Here is a 23,435-nt window from a genome sequence, read left to right on the forward strand (position 1 = left end):
CGATCCCGGACGAGTCTCAAGGGAGTGGCAGCAGTGACGGTTCGCGTAGGTGTCAACGGCTTCGGCCGCATCGGCCGCAACTTCTTCCGGGCCGTGCAGGCCGCCGGTCACGACATCGAGGTGGTCGCGTTCAACGACCTCGGCGACGTCGCCACCATGGCCCACCTGCTCAAGTACGACTCCATCCTCGGCCGTTTCCCGGGCGAGGTCAGCGTCAGCGACGAGGGCATCGTCGTCGACGGCAAGACGATCAAGGCCCTCGCGGAGCGCGACCCGGCCAACCTGCCCTGGGGCGACCTCGGCGTGGACGTCGTCGTCGAATCGACCGGTTTCTTCACCAACGGTGACGCCGCCAAGGCGCACATCGCCGGTGGCGCCAAGAAGGTCATCATCTCCGCGCCCGCCAAGGGCGAGGACCTGACCGTGGTCCTGGGCGTCAACGACGACAAGTACGACGGTTCGCAGACGATCATCTCGAACGCGTCCTGCACCACCAACTGCCTCGGCCCGCTGGCCAAGGTCCTCAACGACGCCTTCGGCATCGAGCAGGGCCTGATGACCACGATCCACGCGTACACGCAGGACCAGAACCTGCAGGACGCGCCGCACAAGGACCTGCGCCGTGCCCGCGCCGCCGCGCTGTCGATGGTCCCGACCTCGACCGGTGCCGCCAAGGCCATCGGCCTGGTCCTGCCGGAGCTCAACGGCAAGCTCGACGGCTACGCGGTCCGCGTCCCGGTCCCGACCGGTTCGGCCACCGACCTCACCGTCACGCTGACCAAGAGCGCGACCCTCGAAGAGATCAACGCCGCGTACAAGGCCGCCGCCGAGGGCCCCCTGGCCGGCATCCTGCGCTACAGCGACGACCCGATCGTTTCGGCCGACATCGTCACCGACCCGGCGTCCTGCATCTACGACGCGCCGCTGACCAAGGTCATCGGCAACCAGGTCAAGGTCGTCGGCTGGTACGACAACGAGTGGGGCTACTCCAACCGCCTCGCCGACCTCGTCAAGCTCGTCGGCACCAAGCTCTCCTGACCCATGGCGCTGAAGAACCTCGAAGACCTGCTGGGCGAGGACGTCTCAGGCCGGTACGTACTCGTACGTTCCGACCTGAACGTCCCGCTCGACGGGGAGACCATCACCGACGACGGCCGCGTCCGCGCGGCCCTGCCGACCCTCAAGCGCCTCGCCGAGGCGGGCGCGAAGGTGGTCGTCACGGCGCACCTCGGCCGTCCCAAGGGCGAGCCGGACCCGAAGTTCTCGCTCGCGCCCGTCGCCGCGAAGCTCACCGAGCTGCTCGGCATCGACGTCCCGCTGGCCGGTGACCTGGTCGGCGAGTCCGCCAAGGCCACCGTCGCGGGCCTGACCGACGGCCAGGTGGCCCTGCTGGAGAACGTGCGTTTCGACGCGCGCGAGACCAGCAAGGTCGAGGCCGAGCGTCAGGAACTGGCCGCCGAGCTGGCCGCGCTCGTCCCTGGCGGCGCGTTCGTCTCCGACGGTTTCGGTGTCGTGCACCGCAAGCAGGCCTCGGTCTACGAGATCGCTCGCGCGCTTCCCGCCTACGCGGGCGGCCTCGTGCTCGCGGAGGTCGACGTCCTCAAGAAGCTCACCGAGGACCTCGCGCGGCCGTATGTCGTCGTCCTCGGCGGCGCCAAGGTGTCGGACAAGCTGGGTGTCATCGCGAACCTGCTGACCAAGGTCGACAGGCTCCTCATCGGCGGCGGCATGGCGTACACCTTCCTCAAGGCCCAGGGCCACGAGGTCGGGAACTCGCTGCTGCAGGAGGACCAGCTGGAGCAGGTCCGCGGTTTCCTCGCCGAGGCCGAGAAGCGTGGCGTCGAGCTGATCCTGCCGGTGGACGTCCTCGCCGCGACGGGCTTCGCCGCGGACGCGGAGTTCGACGTCGTCGACGCGAAGGCCATCCCGGCCGACCGCATGGGTCTCGACATCGGCCCGAAGTCGCGCGAACTGTTCGCGGGCAAGCTGGCCGACGCGGCGACCGTGTTCTGGAACGGCCCGATGGGCGTGTTCGAGTTCGAGTCCTTCGCCGGCGGCACCCGTGCCGTCGCCGAAGCGCTGGTCAAGAGCGACGCCTTCACCGTGGTCGGCGGGGGAGACTCCGCCGCGGCCGTGCGGCAGCTCGGCCTGCCGGAGGACGGCTTCTCGCACATCTCGACCGGCGGCGGCGCGTCGCTGGAGTACCTGGAGGGCAAGGAACTGCCCGGAGTCGCTGTGCTGGGAGAGAACGACTAGTGGCGCGCAAACCGCTCATCGCCGGCAACTGGAAGATGAACCAGAACCACCTCGAAGCCATCGCGCTGGTTCAGAAGATCGCCTTCGCCCTGCCGGAGAAGTACTACGCGAAGGTCGACGTCGCGGTCCTGCCGCCGTTCACCGACATCCGCAGCGTCCAGACGCTGACCGACGGCGACAAGCTGTCGCTCACCTACGGCGCCCAGGACCTGTCGCCGCACGACTCCGGTGCCTACACCGGTGACGTGTCGGGTCCGATGCTGGCGAAGCTGGGCTGCAGCTTCGTCACCGTCGGGCACTCGGAGCGGCGTGAGTACCACGGCGAATCCGACGAACTGGTGAACAAGAAGGTCAAGGCCGCGCTCAAGCACGGCATCACGCCGATCCTGTGCGTGGGGGAGAAGCTCGAGGTCCGCGAGGCCGGCGAGCACATCGCCCACACCACGACCCAGCTGGTCGAGGGCCTCAAGGGGCTCAAGGCCGAGCAGGTCAAGGACGTCGTCGTCGCCTACGAGCCGGTCTGGGCCATCGGGACCGGCAAGGTCGCGACCCCGCAGGACGCCGAGGAGGTGTGCGGAGCCATCCGCGCCACCCTCGCGGAGAAGTACGGTGCCGAGGTCGCGTCCTCGGTCCGCGTGCTCTACGGCGGCTCGGCCAAGGCCAACAACATCAGTGACCTCGTCGCCTGCGAGAACATCGATGGTGCGCTCGTCGGTGGTGCCAGCCTGGATGGTGACGAGTTCACCAAACTCTGCGCACTCGCCGCGGGCGGGCCCCTGCCCTGATCGGGGCACCTACCGGGTAACCTGGGTATCCGGTCCGTCACACAGCAGTGGACGAGTCCAGGAGTACGGTGTGTTCTGGCGGCCAAGAGCCGCTGGTGGCACACCGTTTTCCTGCATTCTCCAAGAGCGCAGAGGATGACATGAAGCTGTTCCTGCAAATCCTGTTGATCGCCTCCAGCGTGCTGCTGGTGGTCGCCGTGTTGCTGCACCGCGGCCGTGGTGGCGGTCTGTCTTCGCTGTTCGGTGGCGGTATGCAGTCGAGCCTCTCCGGCTCGAGCGTGGCCGAGAAGAACCTCGACCGGATCACGCTGCTGCTGGGCGCGGTGTGGCTGATCAGCATCATCGGCCTCGGGCTCCTGCTCAAGGTCTGATCGATCCAGGTGTTTCGGCGTGCCTATGGGGGGCGCGCCGCCGATCCCTATAGGTGTGAGGATTCATGGTTGGCGGTAACGCGATTCGGGGCACCCGTGTGGGTGCCGGTCCTTCGGGCGAATCGGAACGGGGTGAGTCGGCGCCGAGGCGCCGCATTTCCTACTGGTGCGCCAACGGGCATGAGGCACAGCCCTCGTTCTCGATGGACGCGGAGATTCCCGACGAGTGGGACTGCCCGCGTTGCGGGCTCCCCGGTGGGCAGGACGAGAAGAACCCTCCTGCCGCGCCGCGGACCGAGCCTTACAAGACTCACCTCGCGTACGTGAAGGAACGGCGTTCCGACGCCGACGGCGAGGCCATTCTCGCCGAGGCGCTGGAGCGGTTGCGCCAGCGCCGGGAGATCTAGCTTTCGCTCACCGGTCGAGCGGGTACCGGGCACGCACCCGGAACCCGCCGTCCTCGGTGTCGGCGGTCTCGAAGCTCCCACCCAGCAGTCGAGCGCGTTCGGCCAGCCCGGTCAGCCCGTGCCCTCCCGAGGGCAGGGCCGAACCGGGAGTCCGAGCGCGCTCGTTGCGTATTTCGACCTTGAGCGAACCGTGCTCGCCCTGGATCCGGATGGTCGCGGTGGCGCCGGGCGCGTGCTTGTGCACGTTGGTGAGGCATTCCTGCACGGTCCGGTAGGCCGCCGCCGAAACCTGGCTGGGCAGCAGGTCGGGGATCCGCTCGACGGTCAGATGCACCGGGACGTCGGAGCCGCGGATCAGCCGGTCGAGTTCGTTGATCCCCGGCCGGGGCCCGTCGTCTTCGGAGCCCGAGCGGAGCACGCTCACGAGTGAACGCAGCTCTTCGAGTGTCTTGGTGCTCAGCTTCCGGATGACCTGCGCGGTTTCGAGCGAGCGGGCGTCGGTGGTCTGCGCCTGCAGCGCGCCGGCCTGCATCGCGATCAGCGTGATCTGGTGCGAGACGACGTCGTGCATCTCCCGCGCGAGGCGGGCACGTTCCTCCGCGCGGACGGCGTCGGCGTGGAAGCGGCGTTCGCGGTCGCGGCTGGCGGCGAGTTCGGAGAGCTTCTGCGAGATCTCGGTCCGCGCCCCGATGAGCAGGCCGATGGCCACCGGCATCCCGGCGACGATGACGCCGTAGATGCCGTCCAGGACGTGTTCACGCCAGCTGAGCTCGACGAAGTCGGCCAGCGGCCACTGCACGAACCGGCAGGTGAAGACGAGCGCGAACCCGGTCCAGGTCTGCCAGTGCATCTGTTTGCGGGTGGCGAGGAAGCCGAGCGCGATCATCGCGGCCAGCTGTGACCAGCCGGCGAGGAACCCCGGGACGGTGACGATCACCGCGAGGAACGGCAGCTTGCGCCGGAAGGCGAGGCCGAGGCACGCGGCGCCGGACAGGTAGATCGAGTACGGCTGGGCCTTCTCGGGGATCACCAGCCACACGTCGAGCGCGGCCAGGAAGATCGCGAGTGTGTCGATGCCCAGCGCGACCAGCGCCGGGCGTTTGATCTTGGCGAACGACATGACCCCGGCGGCACGGCGCATCCGGTCGGCGGCGTCCGCTCCGGAGCCGCCCACCGAGATACCTGGCATCGAGAGACCCTCTGTGCTCATCGCTGGCGACCTCACTCGTCTTGTGGACTTGGATGGTGAGACGTGTTCTTCGCCCGATCGGGACGCGCAGGAACGAACAAATGTGCGGATGCTAACGGGTGGATGTACAAGGGCGGTAAGTTTCCCCCAGTCGGGCTAGCGACTGGGCGATCACTGTCCGTTCTGCGGACAAGTGCATGAACGTTCGGTCGGTCGAATCCACACCGGACCACCCGGGCTCGGTGGTCCGTTGATCGTTTCGACGCGCGAACAAGTCCTCTCTGATGCGAGTGTCGCCGAAAGTTGATCTACGTCACGTTTCGTGGTCGCGCGGTGACCCTGCCGCGCGAGTTCCGTGAAGGCCTCCTTCACTACCTTCAGGGTAGGGAAGGAGGCCTTCACGGACTTCCGCCATGAGAGTGTCAGACCCGGATGCGCGTGCTCGAACCCGTGACTCGCGTGCTCGGAGACGTAACTCGCGTGCTTGAAGGCGTAACTCGCGAGTTACGCCTTCAAGCACGCGAGTTACGTCCCTGATCACGCGAGGCACGCGTTGGGGCACCTTGCCGGAAGTACATGAAGGCCCCCTTCCTTGCGCTAGACGCAAGGAAGGGGGCCTTCATGTACTTGGAAGGTCAGGCTGACGGGGTCTGGTAGACCTTCGTGAGCTTCGAGGCGGAGCCTCGGTCCAGCAGCCAGAGCGTGCGACGCGAGCCGCGTGCCCCGGCGACCGGGATTTCGACCTCGCCCGCACCGGCCAGTGCCTGCGCGACGGCGTCGGCCTTGGCGTCGCCGCCGGCGACCAGCCAGATGTCCTGTGCGCGACGGATCGCGGGCAGGGTCAGCGAGATCCGGGTGGGCGGCGGCTTGGGGCAGTCCCGCACCGCGACGACCGTGCGTTCCTTCTCGTGCACCGCCGGGCTGTCGGGGAAGATCGAGGCGGTGTGCCCCTCCCCGCCGAGGCCCAGCAGCATGATGTCGAACGCCGCGTCGTTGGCGGCGAGCACGTCGGCGTACTCCGCGGCAGCGGTGTCCACGTCATCGCCGAACTCGCCGTCCGAGGGTGCCATGGCGTGCACCCGCTTCGGGTCGAGCGGGACGTGGTCGAGCAGCGCCTCACGGGCCTGCTTCTCGTTGCGGTCGTCCGAATCAGCCGGGACGAAGCGCTCGTCGCCCCAGTAGACATCCAGCCGCGACCAGTCGATGGCGTCCCGGGCACTGGAGTCACGCAGCTCCCGCAGGATCGCGATCCCGGTGCCACCGCCGGTGAGCACCACCGAAGCGGAGCCCTTGGCGGCCTGGACGTCGACGATCCGGGTGACCAGCCTGGCCGCCGCGGCGGCGGCCAGGAGGTCCGGGTTCTCGTAGACGACGACCTCGGTTTTGCTCATGAGGCGCTCTTCGCGGTCTTGGCGGCCGGAGCCTTCTTCGCCGCCGGAGCAGCCTTCTTCGCCGGAGCGGGCTTCGCGGTGCCTGTCGAGATCTTGCCGAGCCCGTTCAGCGAAGCCTCGTAGACCTCGTCCGGGTCGAGCCGCCGCAGCTCCTCGATCAGGCAGTCCTTGTTGTCCCGCCGCTGCAGGGCGATCCGGCGCGCCGGCTGGCCCGGCTGGGTCAGCCGGCCGACCCGTCCGTCCGGCCGGTGCAGTTCCACCGGGCCGGAGCGCCGGTCCAGCGTCACCGAGATGATGCCCGCGGCACCGCTGCTCTTGACCCGCTTCACCGGCACCTTGAGGTACTCGGCCAGCCAGCCGGCGAGCAGTTCGGTCGACGGCGAGTCGGCCTCGCCGGTCACGGTCGCGCCGGTGACCTTCTCGTACGGCGGAAGGTCCAAAGCGGACACCAGCTGCGCGCGCCACCGGGTCAGCCGGGTCCACGCCAGGTCGGTGTCACCCTCCACATAGGACTTCGCCCGGGTGGTGAGTGCCCTTATGGGCGCCTTTTCCGCCGCCGAGTCGGTGATCCGGCGCTGGGCCAGCTCGCCGAGCGGGTCCTTGGCCGGAGCCTTCGGACCGGTGCCCGGCCACCAGGTGACGATCGGCGCGTCCGGCAGCAGCAGCGGCACGACCGCGCTCTGCCCCTGCGCGGCCAGCGGGCCGTAGAGCCGCAGGACGATGACCTCGCTCGCGCCGGCGTCGCCGCCGACCCGGATCTGGCCGTCGATCCGCGGCGCCGCGGTCCGCGCGCCCTTGGCCACCACGATCACCCGCGAGGGGTGTTCCCGGCTGGCCTCGTTGGCGGCCTCGATCGCCTCTTCGAGTTTGTCGTCGTCGTCGGCCACTATGACCAGCGTCAGCACCCGGCCGAGCGCCACCTGCCCGCCCTGTTCGCGGATCTCGACGAGTTTCTTGTTCAGCTGCGACGTCGTGGTCGACGGCAGGTCGATGATCACGGACGCCTCCAGTTCCGGCCGGTACGCTCCAGCATTTCGTCCGCGGACGGCGGTCCCCACGAACCGGGCGGGTACGCCTCGGGCGCGCCCTTCTTCGCCCAGTGGTCGAGGATCGGGTCCAGGATCTCCCAGGACAGTTCGACCTCTTCGTTCACCGGGAACAGCGACGGTTCGCCGAGCAGCACGTCCAGGATGAGCCGTTCGTAGGCCTCCGGGGACGACTCGGTGAACGCGTGCCCGTAACCGAAGTCCATGGTGACGTCGCGGACCTCCATCGTGGTCCCCGGCACCTTCGACCCGAACCGCAGCGTGATGCCCTCGTCGGGCTGCACCCGGATCACCAGCGCGTTCTGGCCCAGCTCCTCGGTCGAGGTCGAGTCGAACGGCAGATGCGGCGCCCGCTTGAACACCACGGCGATCTCGGTGACCCGGCGGCCCAGCCGCTTGCCGGTGCGCAGGTAGAACGGCACGCCCGCCCAGCGGCGGTTCTGCACCTCCAGCGTCACCGCGGCGTAGGTCTCGGTGATCGAGTCCTTCGCGAAACCGCCTTCCTGCAGCAGGCCCGGCACCTTCATGCCGCCCTGCCAGCCGCCCGCGTACTGCCCGCGCGCGGTGGTCTCGTCGAACGGCGCCAGCGGCTTGGTCGCCGAAAGCACCTTGACCTTCTCCGCGCGGAGCGCGCGCGGGGCGAACGAGACCGGCTCCTCCATCGCGGTCAGCGCGAGGAGCTGCAGCAGGTGGTTCTGGATGACGTCGCGTGCGGCGCCGATGCCGTCGTAGTACCCCGCGCGGCCGCCGAGACCGATGTCCTCGGCCATGGTGATCTGCACGTGGTCGACGTAGTTGGCGTTCCAGATCGGCTCGAACAGCTGGTTCGCGAAGCGCAGCGCCAGCAGGTTCTGCACCGTCTCCTTGCCGAGGTAGTGGTCGATGCGGAACACCGACTCCTCGGGGAAGACGTCGTTCACGATCTCGTTGAGCTCCTTGGCGCTCTTGAGATCGCGGCCGAACGGTTTCTCGATGACGACACGGCGCCAGGTGTCCTCGCTCGCCTCGGCGAGGCCGGAGCGGGCGAGCTGCTTGGTCACCACCGGGAACGCGCTCGGCGGGATCGACAGGTAGAACGCGGTGTTGCCACCGGTGCCCCGCTCGGCGTCGAGGTCCTTGACCGTCTGAGCGAGCCTGTCGAAGGCGTCGTCGTCGTCGAAGGTGCCCTGGACGAAGCGGATCCCTTCGGCCAGCCGGTTCCACACCGACTCCTTGAACGGCGTCCGCGCGTGCTCCTTGACCGAGTCGTGCACGAGCTCGCCGAAGTCCTGGTGCTCCCAGTCCCGGCGGGCGAACCCGACCAGCGAGAACCCGGCGGGCAGCAGGCCGCGGTGGGCGAGGTCGTAGATCGCCGGCATCAGCTTCTTGCGGGCGAGGTCACCGGTGACGCCGAAGATCACCAGGCTGGACGGCCCGGCGATCCGCGGCAGCCGCTTGTCGCGCGGGTCGCGCAGCGGGTTGTTCCAGGCTCGTGTCACTCGCCGGCCTCCTGTACCGCGCGGACCAGTCCGGCCAGGCCGGCGGCCCGGTCGGTGAGGTGCAGGCGCAGCACCGGACGGCCGTGCTCGGCGAGCACCTGGCCGTCACCCAGCGCCTGCGCGTGCTGCAGGACGCCGAGCGTGTACGGCCGGTCCGGAACGTCGAGATCGTCCTCGACGGCGCCGGTGATCTGCAGGAAGACACCGTTCTGGTGCCCGCCCTTGTGGTACTGCCCGGTCGAGTGCAGGAACCGCGGCCCCCACCCGAAGGTGGTCTGCCGTCCGGTGCGCTTGGCGATCTCGCCGCGCAGGACCGCCGTCGACGCGTCGTCGAGACGGTCGAGGTACGCCTGCACCGCGATGTAGCCGGTTTCCGGGGCGGAATCGAAGAAAGCCCGCAGGATGTCCGCGAGCTTTCCGTCGGTGGTCACGCCTTCCGAGCCGAACACCTCGACCGCGCCGTCCACAGTGGACGGCTTCTCGCCGCCCTTCAGCTTGTCCGGGTTGTCGAGCAGCGACCGCGCGGCCTTCTTGGCGGCCTCGACGTCGGGCTGGTCGAACGGGTTGATGCCGAGCAGCCGTCCGGCGAGGGCGGTGGCGAACTCCCACAGCAGGAACTGCGCGCCGAGCGAGCCGGTCACGGAGATCTTCGCCGCGCCTTCCGCCGGTCCGACCGCCACGGGGGTGGCGTCGGCCTTGGCGTCCGCGAACCCGGGGGAGTCCGGACCCTCTACGGCGACCGGCAGGAGACCGGTGCCCTGCTTGCCGGTGGATTCGGCGATCAGCTGCTCCGCCCAGTCGGCGAAGCCCTTGATACCGGAACCCGTGTCCCCGATGACGACCTTCTCGGCGCACTTTTCGTGCGCCGCGACCCACGCCGCCGCGAGCTTGACCGCGGGGTTGTCCACGGAGTCGGCGGCGAGGGAGTCGGCCACCGAAGCGGCCTGGTCGAGCAGGCGGGCGACGTCCGCGCCGGCGAGCCCGGCCGGGACGAGCCCGAACGCGGTCAGCGCCGAATAGCGGCCGCCGACGTTCGGGTCGGCGAGGAAGACCTTGCGGTAACCCTCCTTTTCGGACAGTTCCGCGAAGGGCGAGCCGGGGTCGGTGACGACCACGATCCGCCGGGCCGCGTCGATGCCCGCGTCGGCGAAGGCCTTCGCGAAGATCCGGCGGTGGCTGTCGGTCTCGACGGTGCCGCCGGACTTCGACGACACGACGATGACCGTGCGCTCCAGGTCACCGGCCAGTGCGTCGGCGACCTGACCCGGGTCGGTGGTGTCGAGGACCGTCAGCGCGACGCCGTCGGTCGCGGTGATGACCTCGGGGGCCAGCGACGAACCGCCCATGCCCGCGAGGACGACGCGGTCGACGCCCTCGGAACGCAGGTCGGTCCGCAGCGCCTCGATCTCGCCGATCAACGGCCGCGAGGACTTGTGCAGCGTCGTCCACGAGAGACGGATCGACGCTTCGGACTCGGCTTCGGGACCCCACAGTGTGGCGTCCTGGGACGCCAGTTTCGATGCGACCTGGTCGGCGACGAGCCGCTCCGCGAACGGAGCGGCTTCGCCGGCCAAGGCGGCGTCGACGATTTCGACGCCGGTCGTTTCCCCTGCCATGGTCCAGATCAGTCCTTCGCCTTTTCCAGCTGCCCGGTGACGGTCTCGAGAAGCTCGGTCCACGACTTCTCGAACTTCTCGACGCCCTCGTTCTCGAGGGTGAGGAACACGTCGTCGATGTCGATGCCGACCACACGCAGCTTGTCGAAGACGACCTGCGCGTCGGGGCCCTTGCCGGTCACCGTGTCACCGGTGATCTCGGCGTGGTCGCCCGCGGCTTCGAGGGTCTTCTCCGGCATCGTGTTGACCGTGTCCTTGACGACGAGCTGGTCCACGTAGCGGGTGTCGGAGTACTGCGGGTCCTTCACGCCGGTGGAGGCCCACAGCGGACGCTGTGCGTTCGCGCCGGCCTCGGCGAGCGCCTTCCAGCGGTCCGAAGCGAACAGCTCTTCGAACGCCGCGTACGCGAGCCGCGCGTTGGCGATGGCGGCCTCACCGCGCAGCGCGGTGGCGGCGTCGGTGCCGATGGCGTCCAGGCGCTTGTCGATCTCGGCGTCCACACGGGACACGAAGAACGACGCGACCGAGTGGATGCCCTTGAGGTCGTGGCCGTTGGCCTTCGCCTGCTCCAGCCCGGCGAAGTAAGCCTCGATGACCGCCCGGTACCGCTCGACCGAGAAGATCAGCGTGACGTTGACGCTGATGCCCTCGGCCAGGGTCTTGGTGATCGCCGGGAGACCCTCTTCGGTGGCCGGGATCTTGATCAGCACGTTCGGCCGGTCCACGGTCTTCCACAGGTCCTGCGCCTCGGCCACCGTCTTGTCGGAGTCCTTGGCCAGCCGCGGGTCCACCTCGATGGACACCCGGCCGTCGACCCCGTTCGTGGCGGTGTACACGTCGCGGAACAGGTCCGCGGCGTTGCGCACGTCGGTGGTGGTCAGCTCCCGGATGGTGGCCTCGACGTCGGCGCCGCGCGCGGCGAGCTCCTTGGTCTGCTCGTCGTACGCCTCGCCCTTCGACATCGCGTTGGCGAAGATCGTCGGGTTGGTCGTGACGCCCACGACGTGCTTGTCGCGGATCAGGTCGGCGAGGTTGCCGGTGTTCAGGCGCTCACGGGACAGGTCGTCCAGCCAGATCGACACCCCGGCCTCGGACAGCTGCGCGAGCTTGTCGTTGCTCATTGGAGTCCTCTCAGTTCTTGGTGTTGGCGATCGAGCGACGGGCGGCGTCGACGACGGCCTCCGCGGTGAAACCGAACTCACGGAACAGCGTGGCGGCGTCGGCCGAGGCACCGAAGTGCTCGATCGAGACGTTCTCCCCGGCGTCACCGGTGAAGCGGTGCCACGACTGGGCGATACCGGCTTCCACGGAGACGCGTGCCTTGACCGACGGCGGGAGGACGGAGTCCTTGTAGGACTGGTCCTGCGCGTCGAACCACTCGACACACGGCATCGAGACGACGCTCGCCGGGATGCCGTCGGCCTCGAGGGTCTTGCGGGCCTCGACGGCCAGCTGGACCTCGGAGCCGGTCGCGATCAGCACGACCTCGGGGCTGCCGTTGGACGCCTCGGCGAGGACGTAACCGCCCCGCTTGACGCCTTCGGCGCTGGTGCCCTCCAGGACCGGCACGTTCTGCCGGGTCAGCGCGAGGCCCGACGGGTGGTGGACGTCCTCCAGGACGGCCTTCCACGCGTACGCGGTCTCGTTGGCGTCCGCCGGGCGGACGACGTTGAGGCCGGGGATCGCGCGCAGCGAGGAGAGCTGCTCGATCGGCTGGTGGGTGGGGCCGTCCTCGCCCAGGCCGATCGAGTCGTGCGTCCACACGTAGGTGACCGGCGCCTTCATCAGCGCGGCCAGCCGCACGGGCGGGCGCATGTAGTCGGAGAAGATCAGGAACGTCGCGCCGTAGGGGCGGGTGCCGCCGTGCAGCGCGATGCCGTTGAGGATCGAGCCCATCGCGTGCTCGCGGATGCCGAAGTGCAGCGTCCGGCCGTACGGGCTGGTCTTCCACATGTCGGTGGAAGCCTTCTCCGGGCCGAACGAGTCGGCCCCCTTCATGGTGGTGTTGTTGCTCTCCGCGAGGTCCGCGGAACCGCCCCACAGCTCGGGAAGCGGCTCGGCGAGCGCGTTGAGCACCTCACCGGAGGCCTTGCGGGTCGCGATGCCCTTGGCGTCCGGCTCCCACGTCGGCAGGTTGTCCGCGAAGCCCTCGGGCAGCGAGCGGGTGGCCATCCGGTCCGCGATCTTCTTGCGCTCCGGGTTGGCGGCGCCCCACGCCTCGAACTTCTCCTGCCATTCGGCGCGGGCGGTCTTGCCGCGGTCGACGGCCTGGCGGGTGTGCGCGATGACCTCGTCGTCGACCTGGAAGCTCTGCTCCGGGTCGAAGCCGAGGATCTCCTTGACCGCCGCGACCTCTTCGGCACCGAGAGCGGCGCCATGGGCCTTGCCGGTGCCCATCTTCTTCGGCGCCGGGTACCCGATGACGGTCTTCAGCGCGATGAACGACGGGCGCTCGGTCTCGGCCTTCGCGGCCTTGATGGCCTCTTCGATCGCGACGACGTCTTCGCCACCCTCGACGACCTGGGTGTGCCACCCGTAGGCCTCGTAGCGCTTCACGACGTCCTCGGACAGCGCGATCTTGGTGTCGTCCTCGATCGAGATCTCGTTGTCGTCCCAGAAGACGATCAGGTTGCCCAGCTCCTGGCGGCCGGCGATCGAGGAGGCCTCGGCGGTGACGCCCTCTTCGATGTCACCGTCGGAGGCGATCACGTAGACGTGGTGGTCGAAGATGCTCTCGCCCTGCGGGGCGTCCGGGTCCAGCAGGCCGCGCTCGCGGCGGGCCGCCATCGCCATGCCGACCGCGTTGGCCAGGCCCTGTCCGAGCGGGCCGGTGGTGGTCTCGACGCCCTTGGTGTGCCGGTACTCCGGGTGGCCAGGGGTCTTCGAGTCCCACTTGCGCAGCTGCTTCAGGTCTTCCAGCTCCAGGCCGAACCCGGCGAGGTACAGCTGGATGTAGAGGGTGAGGCTCGAGTGACCGGCGGAGAGGACGAAGCGGTCACGGGCGGGCCACTCGGGGTCCGCCGGGTCATGACGCAGCGTCCGCTGGAAGAGCGTGTACGCGAGCGGCGCCAGGCTCATCGCGGTGCCGGGGTGACCGCTGCCGCAGTTCTCGACCGCGTCCGCGGCGAGCACCCGCACGGTGTCGACGGCCCGCGTGTCGTTCTCGGTCCAGTCGGCGGGCACGTTGCGCCGGAGGAGTGGGTTCTTCTCGCTGGTAGAGGCGGTTTCGGACACTGAACTCGAACTCCCCGTCATCAGGTTGTGGCTTCTCTTCCCTCGTGGGTAACCCACGTGTACCGCTACTAATCTCAATCGATCCGGAAGGGACGATATTCCTGGTCCGGGCCGTTCGCAGAGGTACGCCGCGAGCTATCGCGGCCAGCCTAATGGTTCGGCCGGTCGAGGACCCGCGATCACCCTCTGGAAACAGCACGTCTAACATCGGGGAAGGGTTCAGAGCACTCCGGATCCGGGGCCGCCACATCACCCGGAAGCCTGGTGGACCCCGCCCCGAAAACTGACGCAGGGAGTGAAATGTCGTTGGTGAACGCTGCGCACGGACGCAGTGACAGCACCAGCGCCGTACATCCGACCGGTGAACTGCCGCACGGTGGCCGGCGAACAATCCGCCAGGTCGTCGGCGCGTACGCCGCCCTCGCGAAGCCCAGGGTGATCGAGCTCCTCCTGGTCACCACGATTCCCGCGATGTTCCTGGCAGGCCGGGAAATCCCGTCGCCGTGGCTGGTGCTCGCGACGCTCGTGGGCGGCACGATGGCCGCCGGCAGCGCCAACGCCTTGAACTGCGTGATCGACGCGGACATCGACAAGGTGATGAACCGCACGAAGCGCCGGCCGCTGGTGAAGGAATCCGTTCCCCGGCGCGGCGCGCTGATCTTCGGTCTCGTGCTCGGCGTCCTGTCGTTCGCCGTGCTCTATTTCACGGTGAACCTGCTCTCGGCGATCCTCGCGATCGTGACGATCCTCTTCTACATCTTCGTCTACACGCTGGTGTTGAAGCGGCGTACGTCACAGAACGTGGTCTGGGGCGGCGCGGCGGGCTGCATGCCGGTCGTCATCGGCTGGGCCGCCGTCACCGGCACCGTCGAGTGGCCCGCCTTCGTGATGTTCGGCGTCATCTTCTTCTGGACCCCGCCGCACACCTGGGCGCTGGGCATGAAGTACCGCGACGACTACGAGCGCGCCGGCGTGCCGATGCTGCCGGTGGTCGCCACCCCGCAGCACGTGGCGCGGCAGATCGTCATCTACTCGTGGGTGATGGTCGCGTGGACGCTGCTGCTGGTCCCGGTGACGAGCTGGATCTACACGACGTTCGCGCTCCTGGCGGGCGGCTGGTTCCTCTTCTACGCGCACAGCCTGAACGCGGCGGTGCGGCGGGGCGAGGAGACCAAGCCGATGTCGCTGTTCCACCGGTCGAACACGTACCTGATGATCGTGTTCGTCGCGCTGGCGGTGGACTCGGCGATCGGGCTTCCCGCCATCGGGCTGCCTTTCTGATCTTGTAAGCGCGTGAAGGCCCCCTTTCCTCGGCTCAGCCGAGGGAAGGGGGCCTTCACGCGTGTCGGGGAGAACGCGGGAATGAGATGATGGCAGGCGCCGTTGTACTTCGTTCGGCCCCTGTCCCACCTCTCGAAAGCAGGCTGCTTTGTCCGTGTCCCCGGACCGGGAACTCGACGCGCTCGAACAGGACGTCGCGCTCGAGCAGCAGTACGTCACCACCGTCTACCACAAGCTCGACGCCGAACGTGCCGGCGCGCAGCGCAGGCTCGACGAGACGTTGCGCCAGACCGGCGGCACCCCGCAGGCACGCACCGAACGCGACGTCGCCACGACGCTGTACACCGACAGGCTGGCCCAGCTGAGCTCCGTCGAGCAGGGGCTGTGCTTCGGCCGCCTCGACTTCCTCCCGGAGCACGCGGAGGAAACCACCTACATCGGGCGGCTCGGGCTGTTCGACGAGGACGACGACTACCGCCCGCTGCTCGTCGACTGGCGCGCGCCGGTCGCGCGGCCCTTCTATCTCGCCACCGCCGCTTCGCCCGAAGGTGTGCGGCGTCGCCGCCATATCCGGTCGCTGAGCCGGAAGGTCGTCGGTGTCGACGACGAGATCCTCGACCTCTCCGCCGCCGACCAGGGCCAAGACCTCGGTCTCGCGGGCGAGGCGGCGCTGCTGGCCGCGCTGGAACGCCGTCGCACCGGTGAGATGAGCGACATCGTCGCCACCATCCAGGCCGAACAGGACCGCATCATCCGCGCGTCGCCGAACGGGGTCCTGGTGGTCCAGGGCGGACCGGGCACCGGCAAGACCGCCGTCGCGCTGCACCGCGCCGCGTACCTGCTCTACACGCATCGCCAGCAGCTCACCACGCGCGGCGTATTGGTGGTCGGGCCGAACAGCACGTTCCTTCGCTACATCGGCCAGGTTCTGCCGTCGCTGGGCGAGACCGGGGTGCTGCTGGCCACGATCGGGCAGCTGTACCCGGGGCTGGACGCCGACGGCCCGGTCACCCGCGAGGCCGCCGAGATCAAGGGCCGTCCGGTGATGGCCGACGTCCTCGCCAACGCGGTCCGCGACCGCCAACGCGTGCCGGAGCCGGTGCTGGAGATCGAGTTCGAGCGCGAGATCCTCATGCTCGACCGCAAGACCTGCACCGAGGCGCGGACACGGGCCCGCCGGTCGCGCCGTCCGCACAACCTCGCGCGGCGGATCTTCGTCTCGGACCTCCTCGACGCGCTGACCAGGCAGGCCGCTCGCAAGCTGGGCGAGGATCTCCTCGACGCACGCGACGTCCAGGACATCCGGGCCGAGGTCGCCGCCGACAAGAACGTGGCCGCCGCGATCAACGGGCTGTGGCCGAAACTGACCCCGGAGGTCGTGCTCGACGAGCTGTTCGCCGACCGCGAACGGCTACGCAGCGCGGCGGGGAAAGCCTTGTCGGACACCGATCGTGAGCATCTCTACAGTCCGACCGACGCCAAGTGGAGCCCGTCGGACGTCCCGCTGCTCGACGAACTCGCCGAGCTGCTCGGCGAGGACGACACCGAAGCCCGCGCCGAGGCCGCTCGTCGCGAACGGGAAGACCGCGCCTACGCGGAAGGCGTGCTCGACATCCTCGAACAGGACGAGGAGATCGTCGACGAGGAGCTGCTGCGGGTGGGCGACGTCCTCGACGCGGAGCTGTTCGCCGAGCGTCAGCAGCGGCGCAGCGAGATGACCGCGGCGCAGCGGGCCGCCCAGGACCGGACGTGGACCTTCGGGCACGTGATCGTCGACGAGGCGCAGGAACTGACCGCGATGGACTGGCGGCTGCTGATGCGCCGGTCGCCGAACCGGTCGATGACTCTGGTCGGCGACGTCGCCCAGACCGGAGCGGCCGGCGGGGCGCGGACGTGGGGCGAGGCGCTCTCGCCGTACGTCGCCGACCGCTGGCGGCTCGAGGAACTGACCGTGAACTACCGGACCCCGGCGGAGATCATGGCCGTCGCGTCCCGGGTGCTCGCCGAGGTCAACCCGGAACTGGAGGCGCCGGTTTCGGTGCGGGAGACGGGTTTCGAGCCCTGGCTGCGGTCCGTCGGCCCGGCGGATCTCGCCACGGAACTGCCCGGCCTCGTCGACGCCGAACTGTCCGCTGTGGACGGTGGGACGGTCGCCGTGCTGTGTCCGTCGCCGTTGGCCGCTTCGCTCTCGGAGACGCTCGGCGAGGCGGGGGACCGGGTGTCGGTGATGCCGGTCGAGCGGGCGAAGGGCCTGGAGTTCGACTCGGTGCTGCTGGTGTCGCCCGACGAGGTCGTCGCCGGGTCGCCCCGCGGGCTCAACGATCTTTATGTGGCCCTGACCAGGGCGACCCGGCGGATGGGCGTAGTGCAGACCGGTGACCTTGTTCCCGCGCTGGAGGGTCTTGGCTAAGGTCGGCCGCATGCGCACATTCGGCAAGATCGTGGTCATCGGCGCGGGCGTCCTCGCCCTGGCGGCCTGTGGCGAGAAACAGAACACCGCAGGTTCGGTCCAGACCTCCGGCGCGGACCCCGCCTCGGCGGCCTCGTCGGCTCCGGCCGCCCCGAAGGGCAAGGAATGCACCGCCGAGGACGTGAAGACCACCGGGAAGTTCGGCGAGGCGCCGACCATCACCATCCCGGACGACTGCGACCCGCCGAAGAAGCTCATCACCAAGGACCTCGAACCCGGCACCGGCGAGGGCGCCAAGGCGGGCGCGAACCTGAAGATGAACTATTCGCTGGTCACCTGGTCCAACAAGCAGAAGCTGGACAGCTCGTTCGACCGCGGTGAACCGTTCGAGCTGACGCTCGGCGCCGGCATGGTCATCCAGGGCTGGGACAAGGGCCTCGAAGGGATCAAGCAGGGCGCGCGCCGGCTGCTGATCATCCCGCCGGACCTCGGCTACGGCCAGGGCGGCAACGGTATCGCGCCGAACGAGACCCTGGTGTTCGTGACCGACGCGGTGAGCGTCCCGACCGACAAGGGCTGATGGGTACTTCCGACGGCCGCGTCCACCGAGGACGGGTTCGTTCCTGGCTGGTCGACGACGGCTGGGGAGTGGTCGAGTCGGCCGATTTCGCCGATCCGATCTGGGTCCACTACGCGATGCTGGAGGGTTTCGGGCCCGGAGAATTCCGGAAGCTCGACGTGGGCGACGAGGTCGAGCTGACCGTCGAGCACGCGGAACAGGACGAGTTCCGGCTGCGGGCGCTCTGGGTCCGGCCGGTCTGACCGGCCCTGTGCCCTTGCCCGAAGTACATGATGGCCCCCTTCCTTGCGCCTAAGTACAGGAAGGGGGCCTTCATGTACCTAGGTCACGTGCGAAGGCCGAGGTTCCTCGGCTGAGCCGAGTGAAGGAGGCCTTCACGCGCAGCCGCTGTTACTGCTGGTACTGGTGGGGCGAACGTGGCGATCGCCTGAAGTCCGTGAAGGCCTCCTTGAGGGACCCAGAGTCCCTCAAGGAGGCCTTCACGGACTTCCGTCAGCCGGCGTACTCCCAGGTGAGCAGCGTGATCTCCAGTCCCTTCTCGACCTTCGTCTCGGGCGGAGCGCCGGTCAGGGCGTAGCCGACCCGGCGGGCGACCGCCTGGCTCGCCGCGTTCTCGGCGTCGATCTTCAGCCGCAGTGGTCCGAGCCCGAGGTCCAGCGCGTGAGCGGTGAGGACACGCAGCGACCGCGCCGCCAGGTCCTGCCCGCGGTGGGCGGGACCGACGGCGTACCCGAGTTCGGCCGAATCCTCCCTCAGGAACAGCACCACCTCGCCGAGCGGCTCGCCGCCGTCGGACGTGATGGCCAGCCGCAGCCCCGTGCCTTCCTCGCGGCGAGCGACGTACTTCGCGTAGTGCGCCTTCGCCGCCACCTCGTCGAACGGGGAAGGCAGCGGCGTGAACCGGGCGACGGCGGGATTGTCGAACAGCCCCGGCATGAACGCGATGTCGTCCTCGACCCACTCCCGCAGGACGAGACCCTCACCTTCGAGCCGGACCTCCTCCGGCCAGAGCGTCGTCACGGGATCAGCAGGAGCTTGCCGGTGGTGCGGCGCCCCTGGAGGTCTTCGTGCGCCTGGCGCGCGTCGGCCAGCGGATAGCGGCCGCCGATCCGGATCTTCAGCGAGCCGTCCTGGACGGCGGCGAACAGTTCGTTCACCCGCCACTCCAGTTCCTCGCGCGTGAGCACGTAGTGCGCGGAGGTCGGGCGGGTGAGGTACACCGAGCCGCTGCGGTTGAGCAGCTGCGGGTCGATCGGCGGCACCGGGCCGCTGGCCGCGCCGTAGAGGACGAGCAGGCCGCGGATCTTCAGGCTCGCCAGGCTGCCGTCCACAGTGGACTTGCCGACGCCGTCGTAGACGACCTCGACGCCCTTGCCGCCGGTGAGGTCGCGGGTGGCCTTGGCGAAGTCGACCTGGTCGTAGCGGATGACGTCGTCCGCGCCCGCCTGCCTGGCGAGTTCGGCCTTCTCGTCGGTGGAGACGGTGCCGATCACCCGGGCACCGCGGGCCTTGGCCAGCTGGACCAGCAGCAGGCCCATGCCGCCCGCCGCGGCGTGGATCAGCACGTCGTCACCGGCCTTGACCTCGTAGGTCGAGGCGATCAGCGCGTGCGCGGTGATGCCCTGGAGCATCGTGGCCGCGGCGGTCTCCTCGGACACGCCGTCCGGGATCTTCACCGCGATGGTGGCGGGGAGCAGCCGTCGCTGGGCGTAGCTGCCCAGCGAACCCTGCCAGGCGACCCGGTCGCCGACGGCGAAACCGGTCACGTCCGCGCCGACCGCGGCCACCGTGCCCGCGCCTTCCATGCCCAGGACGAACGGGGTGTCGACCGGGTAGATGCCCTCGCGGTGGTAGGTGTCGATGTAGTTGACGCCCGCCGCCGCGACGTCCACGAGCAGTTCGCCGGAACCGGGTTCGCCGACCTCGACTTCCGACAGCTCAAGGACTTCGGGACCACCGGTTCGCCGGATCTGCACTGCCGCGGACATACATCCTCCTCGTTCAAGGTCGTTCCGACCGGCACAACTATGGCCGACGCCACGGTTATTCCGCGTCCTGGGCCTTTCGCGGTTAAGCTCGGCGCGTGGCTGAGACCGAAGAGAAGACCGAGACCGCCGCCCCCACGTCGCGCCAGGTCGCGGCCGCCCGCGACTTCGTGAAGCGGCACGGGAAGCCGTCGCGCGCGGTGGTGGAGAACATCGGCCGGGTAGGCGCGCGGGTCGTGCTCGTGGGCGCCGACGGCGCGCTGGGCGACGTCGTCGTCACCTCCGTGGAGGCGGGCGAGGCGCTGGTCGAGGCCGTCGAAGACCTCGAGCCAGCCGAGTGGGACAGCGAGACCGTGAAGGCCACCAAGATCGGCGCCGAGCACCGCCGCCGGATGGCGGGGAAGTGAGCGGATCCGCGATCTTCGTCGCCTGCTCCGCGCTGCCGGAAGGCGACGGCGACGAGCACGCCGTTCCCGAGGCGCTGGCCGACCTCGGTTTCAAGACCCGCTGGGCCGCCTGGGACGACACGACCGTCGACTTCGCCGCCGCGGACATCGTCGTGCTGCGCGCCACCTGGGACTACGCCGAGCGCCGTGAAGAGTTCCTGTCGTGGACCGAGTCCGTGCCGGCGCTGGCCAATTCGGCCGAAGTCGTGCGGTGGAACACCGACAAGTCCTATCTGGCCGAACTGGGGGACGCCGGGGTCGCGGTCGTGCCGACGACCCTGATCGCGCCGGACGAGAAGGCTCCGCGCTGGCCCAAGGGCGAGTTCGTGCTGAAGCCCGCCATCGGCGCCGGTTCACGCGGTGCCGGCAGGTTCACCGCGGGCGACGCGGCCGCCGCGCACCTGTCCGGGTTGCAGGCGGACGGGAACACCGTGGTGCTCCAGCCGTATCAGTCCAGTGTGGACAGTGCGGGCGAGACGGCGCTGGTGTACTTCGGCGGCGTGTACTCGCACGCGTTCTCGAAGGCCGCGATGCTGGGCCGGGAACTCGACGAATCCGGGCTGTACGTGACCGAGAAGCTCGCACCCGCGCAGCCCGCTGCGAGCTTCCGAGCACTGGCGGAAGACGCTTTGGACGCGACGGCGGCGCTGTTGGGCATCCTGCGCGCGGAACTGCTCTACGCCCGCGTCGACCTCGTCGCCGGGCCGGACGGCAGGCCGCTGCTGCTGGAACTGGAGCTCGTCGAGCCTTCGCTCGGGTTCCGGCAGACCGACGCGGCCGCGGCTTGGCGTTTCGCCTCCGCCGTCCGCCAGCAACTCGCCTGACGTCCCGCATTTAGTCCTCTGGATGCGATCCTTGCGTGTGCAAGTACCGCATCCAGAGGACTAAATGCGCCGGGGGTCAGGCGGGTTTGGCGAGTTTCGCGGCCAAGCGCTCCGGCTTCGGCCACCGCACATCGCGGGCCCAGCCGAACTTCTCGAACAGCCAGATCACCCGCGCCGACACGTCGACCTGGCCGCGCAGGACACCGTGCCGCGCGCAGGTCGGGTCGGCGTGGTGGGAGTTGTGCCACGACTCGCCCATGGACAGGATCGCCAGCGGCCAGAAGTTCGCCGCCTTGTCCCGGCTGGCGAAGGGGCGCTCGCCGACCAGATGACAGATCGAGTTCACCGACCAGGTGACGTGGTGCAGGAACGCGATCCGGACCAGCCCCGCCCAGAAGAACCCGGTCACCACACCCCACCACGACCAGCTGATCAGCCCGCCGAGCACCGCGGGCAGCGCGAGGCTCAGCGTGATCCACAGCCAGAAGTAGCGGTTGACCACGCGAAGGTCCTTGTCGGCCACCAGATCCGGGGCGAAGCGGTCGTAGTTGGTCACCTCACGGCTGAACATCCAGCCCATGTGGGCGTGCCAGAAGCCGCGCAGCAGCGCCGAGGGCGACGTCCCGAACAGCCAGGGGGAGTGCGGGTCGCCTTCGCGGTCGGCGAAGGCGTGATGACGGCGGTGGCTGGCCACCCAGAAGATGACCGAACCCTGCACCGCGAAACTGCCGGCGATGGCGAGCGCCACGCGCAGCGGGCGCCCGGCCTTGAAGGCGCCATGGGTGAAGTACCGGTGGTAGCCGACCGTCACCCCGAGCGTCCCGACGGTGTAGAAGACCGCCGCCAGCGCCAGATCGACCCAGGTCATCCCCCAGCCCCACACGATCGGCACGGCGGCGAGCAGCGCGACGAACGGGACCAGCAGGAAGGTCTTGAGGATCAGCATCTCCCCGGAGCCTCGCCGGTGGGAGATCAGGGGTTTGGACGGACTGGCCGGTGCGTCCGGCTCGGTGCTGGCGGTCATACGACACCTCGTGCCTCGACTCGGTGGTGACCCCCGTGCGGGGCACCGAGCGCAGCGTAAGGGCAGTGTCTGGCGAGCACGCCGCCCGGGGGTTACGTCCGGTTTGCCGGGGGGTCAGTTCGAAGTGGCGAGTTCCCGGTCAGCGGCGGGTGAAACCGGCGCGGAACCACGATCGCGTGATCCGCACCACAGCGCCGCCGTCGAGATGATCACCAGCGCGGAGCCGAGGACGTGGAACGACACCAGCGCCTCCGGGACACCGAGGCCGTACTGCACCGAGCCCACGATGCCCTGGAGGACCGCGACGATCCACACGATGGTGTACCGCTGCCACAGCTGCTTCGGCGTCTCGCCACGCATCAGCTGGAGCCCGAAGACGGCCAGCACGATCAGGTAGATCACCAGCAGTCCGCCGTGGATCTGGGTGAGCGTCTCGATCGGGGCCTGGAGCCGGTGGGTGCCGGGGTCGCCACCGTGCGGGCCGGCGCCGGTCACCGTCGTACCGGCCACGAGGACGGCCCACATGGCCACGGCGAGCGCGATCAGCGTCTTGCGGCCCGCGTCCGGGATCAGCCAGCGGGCGGGCTCGTCACCCTCCTTGAACGCGCGCAGCAGCAGGACCGCGAGCCAGACCAGGGGAGTGGAGGCCAGGAAGTGGAGCGCGACGGTCCACCATTCGAGTTTCGCGAGCACGGTGATCCCGCCGACGACGGCCTGCAGCATCACGCCGGCGGGCATCGTCCAGGCCAGCTTGACCAGGCGGCGGCGGCTCGGGTGCTCGATCTGCACGCGCCACGCGGTGATCACGCACAGCGCGGCGACGGCGATGACGACGCCGGTCAGCATCCGGTTGCTGAACTCGATCCACTGGGTGAGCGCGTCGAATTCCGGGTGCGCGACGGGCACGATGCTGCCTTCGACGCACTGCGGCCAGGTCGGGCAGCCGAGGCCCGAACCCGTCACCCGGACGACCGAGCCGGTGACGCCGATTCCGGCCTGTGCGATCACCGCCGCCATCGCGACCGCTCGCTGGACCGCGAACGAGGGATACGGCAGACGCGCTACAAGGCTCTGGAACGGCACCGTCCGATGCTAGAACGCCCTTCCTGAGA

At 69.2% G+C, this 23,435-nt stretch carries 22 protein-coding genes; 11 read left to right on the forward strand and 11 right to left on the reverse strand.

Translation table 11 applies throughout. The features are described from left to right. Positions 1 to 33: 33 nt before the first annotated feature. From gap to ACZ3HL_RS34030, 5 genes are all read left to right on the forward strand, one after another. Positions 34 to 1,038, forward strand: a complete 1,005-nt coding sequence (gene gap, locus ACZ3HL_RS34010; protein WP_038515534.1) for a type I glyceraldehyde-3-phosphate dehydrogenase — start codon at positions 34 to 36, stop codon at positions 1,036 to 1,038. A gap of 9 nt (positions 1,039 to 1,047) precedes the next feature. Then, positions 1,048 to 2,256, forward strand: a complete 1,209-nt coding sequence (locus tag ACZ3HL_RS34015; protein WP_465535495.1) for a phosphoglycerate kinase — start codon at positions 1,048 to 1,050, stop codon at positions 2,254 to 2,256. Beyond that, positions 2,256 to 3,041, forward strand: a complete 786-nt coding sequence (gene tpiA, locus ACZ3HL_RS34020) for a triose-phosphate isomerase (RefSeq protein WP_034311753.1) — start codon at positions 2,256 to 2,258, stop codon at positions 3,039 to 3,041. The genes ACZ3HL_RS34015 and tpiA overlap by 1 nt, the downstream gene beginning before the upstream one ends. Before the next feature lie 140 nt (positions 3,042 to 3,181). Beyond that, a complete protein-coding gene (gene secG / locus ACZ3HL_RS34025) occupies positions 3,182 to 3,412 on the forward strand; it encodes a preprotein translocase subunit SecG (protein ID WP_016333144.1) in 231 nt (76 codons plus the stop codon). A 65-nt stretch (positions 3,413 to 3,477) separates the two neighbouring features. After that, positions 3,478 to 3,819 carry an RNA polymerase-binding protein RbpA gene (locus ACZ3HL_RS34030; protein WP_034311760.1) on the forward strand — a complete coding sequence of 114 codons (342 nt, stop codon included), beginning with the start codon at positions 3,478 to 3,480 and terminating at the stop codon, positions 3,817 to 3,819. A gap of 7 nt (positions 3,820 to 3,826) precedes the next feature. Here ACZ3HL_RS34030 and ACZ3HL_RS34035 read toward each other — a convergent pair whose 3' ends face one another. The 7 genes from ACZ3HL_RS34035 to tkt form a co-directional block, all read right to left on the reverse strand. Further along, positions 3,827 to 5,029, reverse strand: coding sequence for a sensor histidine kinase (locus tag ACZ3HL_RS34035; protein WP_400943168.1), 1,203 nt, complete (start codon positions 5,027 to 5,029; stop codon positions 3,827 to 3,829). A gap of 614 nt (positions 5,030 to 5,643) precedes the next feature. Further along, positions 5,644 to 6,399 carry a 6-phosphogluconolactonase gene (gene pgl, locus ACZ3HL_RS34040; RefSeq protein ID WP_465535410.1) on the reverse strand — a complete coding sequence of 252 codons (756 nt, stop codon included), beginning with the start codon at positions 6,397 to 6,399 and terminating at the stop codon, positions 5,644 to 5,646. Next, the gene (opcA, locus tag ACZ3HL_RS34045) at positions 6,396 to 7,397 is read right to left on the reverse strand and encodes a glucose-6-phosphate dehydrogenase assembly protein OpcA (RefSeq protein WP_465412353.1); all 1,002 of its coding nucleotides are present in this window, start codon (positions 7,395 to 7,397) and stop codon (positions 6,396 to 6,398) included. The genes pgl and opcA overlap by 4 nt, the downstream gene beginning before the upstream one ends. Further along, positions 7,394 to 8,923, reverse strand: coding sequence for a glucose-6-phosphate dehydrogenase (gene zwf / locus ACZ3HL_RS34050; RefSeq protein ID WP_034311769.1), 1,530 nt, complete (start codon positions 8,921 to 8,923; stop codon positions 7,394 to 7,396). The genes opcA and zwf overlap by 4 nt, the downstream gene beginning before the upstream one ends. Then, positions 8,920 to 10,539 (reverse strand): glucose-6-phosphate isomerase, encoded by a 1,620-nt coding sequence (locus ACZ3HL_RS34055; protein ID WP_465535411.1) that lies wholly within the window; start codon positions 10,537 to 10,539, stop codon positions 8,920 to 8,922. The genes zwf and ACZ3HL_RS34055 overlap by 4 nt, the downstream gene beginning before the upstream one ends. 8 nt (positions 10,540 to 10,547) lie before the next feature. Further along, on the reverse strand, positions 10,548 to 11,660 hold the full coding sequence (gene tal, locus ACZ3HL_RS34060; RefSeq protein ID WP_465535412.1) for a transaldolase: 1,113 nt from the start codon (positions 11,658 to 11,660) through the stop codon (positions 10,548 to 10,550). Positions 11,661 to 11,670: 10 nt separating this feature from the next. Continuing rightward, complete coding sequence (gene tkt / locus ACZ3HL_RS34065; RefSeq protein WP_465412356.1) at positions 11,671 to 13,773, reverse strand: transketolase; 2,103 nt, start codon at positions 13,771 to 13,773, stop codon at positions 11,671 to 11,673. A 300-nt stretch (positions 13,774 to 14,073) separates the two neighbouring features. Between tkt and ACZ3HL_RS34070 the strand changes: the two genes are divergently transcribed. The 4 genes from ACZ3HL_RS34070 (at position 14,074) to ACZ3HL_RS34085 (ending at position 18,286) form a co-directional block, all read left to right on the forward strand. Continuing rightward, positions 14,074 to 15,054, forward strand: a complete 981-nt coding sequence (locus ACZ3HL_RS34070; protein ID WP_465412357.1) for a heme o synthase — start codon at positions 14,074 to 14,076, stop codon at positions 15,052 to 15,054. 154 nt (positions 15,055 to 15,208) lie between these two features. After that, positions 15,209 to 17,464, forward strand: coding sequence for a HelD family protein (locus tag ACZ3HL_RS34075; protein ID WP_465535497.1), 2,256 nt, complete (start codon positions 15,209 to 15,211; stop codon positions 17,462 to 17,464). A 10-nt stretch (positions 17,465 to 17,474) separates the two neighbouring features. Beyond that, positions 17,475 to 18,044 carry an FKBP-type peptidyl-prolyl cis-trans isomerase gene (locus ACZ3HL_RS34080; protein ID WP_465412358.1) on the forward strand — a complete coding sequence of 190 codons (570 nt, stop codon included), beginning with the start codon at positions 17,475 to 17,477 and terminating at the stop codon, positions 18,042 to 18,044. Beyond that, positions 18,044 to 18,286 carry a cold-shock protein gene (locus ACZ3HL_RS34085; protein ID WP_465535413.1) on the forward strand — a complete coding sequence of 81 codons (243 nt, stop codon included), beginning with the start codon at positions 18,044 to 18,046 and terminating at the stop codon, positions 18,284 to 18,286. Before ACZ3HL_RS34080 ends, ACZ3HL_RS34085 begins: the two co-directional genes overlap by 1 nt. Positions 18,287 to 18,536: 250 nt before the next feature. Here the strand turns inward: ACZ3HL_RS34085 and ACZ3HL_RS34090 are convergent, their stop codons facing one another. Both ACZ3HL_RS34090 and ACZ3HL_RS34095 read right to left on the reverse strand, forming a co-directional pair. Then, positions 18,537 to 19,064, reverse strand: coding sequence for a GNAT family N-acetyltransferase (locus ACZ3HL_RS34090; RefSeq protein WP_465535414.1), 528 nt, complete (start codon positions 19,062 to 19,064; stop codon positions 18,537 to 18,539). Further along, positions 19,061 to 20,032 (reverse strand): quinone oxidoreductase family protein, encoded by a 972-nt coding sequence (locus ACZ3HL_RS34095; RefSeq protein ID WP_465412361.1) that lies wholly within the window; start codon positions 20,030 to 20,032, stop codon positions 19,061 to 19,063. The genes ACZ3HL_RS34090 and ACZ3HL_RS34095 overlap by 4 nt, the downstream gene beginning before the upstream one ends. 95 nt (positions 20,033 to 20,127) lie before the next feature. On the opposite strand from ACZ3HL_RS34095, the gene ACZ3HL_RS34100 reads away from it, so the two are divergent. Beyond that, positions 20,128 to 20,436: a hypothetical protein gene (locus tag ACZ3HL_RS34100; RefSeq protein ID WP_034311792.1), complete on the forward strand. Its 309-nt coding sequence runs from the start codon at positions 20,128 to 20,130 to the stop codon at positions 20,434 to 20,436. Then, entirely contained in the window at positions 20,433 to 21,299 is an 867-nt protein-coding gene (locus ACZ3HL_RS34105) for an ATP-grasp domain-containing protein (RefSeq protein ID WP_465535415.1), read from the forward strand. Before ACZ3HL_RS34100 ends, ACZ3HL_RS34105 begins: the two co-directional genes overlap by 4 nt. A gap of 76 nt (positions 21,300 to 21,375) precedes the next feature. On the opposite strand, the gene ACZ3HL_RS34110 is transcribed toward ACZ3HL_RS34105, so the two are convergent. Next, complete coding sequence (locus ACZ3HL_RS34110) at positions 21,376 to 22,323, reverse strand: acyl-CoA desaturase (protein WP_340683096.1); 948 nt, start codon at positions 22,321 to 22,323, stop codon at positions 21,376 to 21,378. A gap of 114 nt (positions 22,324 to 22,437) precedes the next feature. Next, positions 22,438 to 23,406, reverse strand: a complete 969-nt coding sequence (locus tag ACZ3HL_RS34115; RefSeq protein ID WP_465412364.1) for a COX15/CtaA family protein — start codon at positions 23,404 to 23,406, stop codon at positions 22,438 to 22,440. Positions 23,407 to 23,435: the final 29 nt, after the last annotated feature.

It is taken from the genome of Amycolatopsis sp. NPDC000009 (assembly GCF_055563465.1).

Excerpts from the sequence above, each read along its gene's own strand:
- ACZ3HL_RS34085 (WP_465535413.1), top strand. The coding sequence starts at position 18,044 with ATGGGTACTTCCGACGGCCGCGTCCACCGAGGACGGGTTCGTTCCTGG.
- pgl (WP_465535410.1), bottom strand. The coding sequence starts at position 6,399 with ATGAGCAAAACCGAGGTCGTCGTCTACGAGAACCCGGACCTCCTGGCC.
- tal (WP_465535412.1), bottom strand. The coding sequence starts at position 11,660 with ATGAGCAACGACAAGCTCGCGCAGCTGTCCGAGGCCGGGGTGTCGATC.
- ACZ3HL_RS34110 (WP_340683096.1), bottom strand. The coding sequence starts at position 22,323 with ATGACCGCCAGCACCGAGCCGGACGCACCGGCCAGTCCGTCCAAACCC.
- ACZ3HL_RS34095 (WP_465412361.1), bottom strand. The coding sequence starts at position 20,032 with ATGTCCGCGGCAGTGCAGATCCGGCGAACCGGTGGTCCCGAAGTCCTT.
- ACZ3HL_RS34030 (WP_034311760.1), top strand. The coding sequence starts at position 3,478 with ATGGTTGGCGGTAACGCGATTCGGGGCACCCGTGTGGGTGCCGGTCCT.
- ACZ3HL_RS34035 (WP_400943168.1), bottom strand. The coding sequence starts at position 5,029 with ATGAGCACAGAGGGTCTCTCGATGCCAGGTATCTCGGTGGGCGGCTCC.
- ACZ3HL_RS34070 (WP_465412357.1), top strand. The coding sequence starts at position 14,074 with ATGTCGTTGGTGAACGCTGCGCACGGACGCAGTGACAGCACCAGCGCC.
- secG (WP_016333144.1), top strand. The coding sequence starts at position 3,182 with ATGAAGCTGTTCCTGCAAATCCTGTTGATCGCCTCCAGCGTGCTGCTG.
- ACZ3HL_RS34080 (WP_465412358.1), top strand. The coding sequence starts at position 17,475 with ATGCGCACATTCGGCAAGATCGTGGTCATCGGCGCGGGCGTCCTCGCC.
- ACZ3HL_RS34055 (WP_465535411.1), bottom strand. The coding sequence starts at position 10,539 with ATGGCAGGGGAAACGACCGGCGTCGAAATCGTCGACGCCGCCTTGGCC.